This is a genomic window from Ferrovum myxofaciens (assembly GCF_000735045.1).
In the GTDB taxonomy this organism is placed as follows: Bacteria; Pseudomonadota; Gammaproteobacteria; order Burkholderiales; family Ferrovaceae; genus Ferrovum; species Ferrovum myxofaciens.
The window spans coordinates 1-253 of sequence record NZ_JPOQ01000209.1; the positions used below are offsets into that span (position 1 = coordinate 1).

Sequence of the window (253 nt, forward strand, 5' to 3'; positions counted from 1 at the left end):
CTCGATCAGTTTGTAGTAGGTGGTCCAGTGCGCCTCGCGGCGAATGGCACCGATGGCACGAGTGACCCAGCCTTCCGGGTTGAGCATGCAACCGATCAGAAGTTCGACAAAGGTTCGGCGGGAACGAGGTGGAACGGCGGCCAAAAGAAAGGAAATCCATTCCGAGAGCAGCAGACAGACCGAGGAGGTGAGCGACATGAAGAGGGATCAGGGGTTGAAAACCCTTCATTGGTCGCTGCGCTACCCGCTTCAA

Annotated in this window: 1 pseudogene; it reads right to left on the reverse strand. The window is 57.3% G+C overall.

From position 1 onward, the window contains the following. Positions 1 to 198 (reverse strand): annotated as a pseudogene (locus IV91_RS16050) (IS701 family transposase); the annotation flags it as partial. Positions 199 to 253 lie beyond the last annotated feature (55 nt).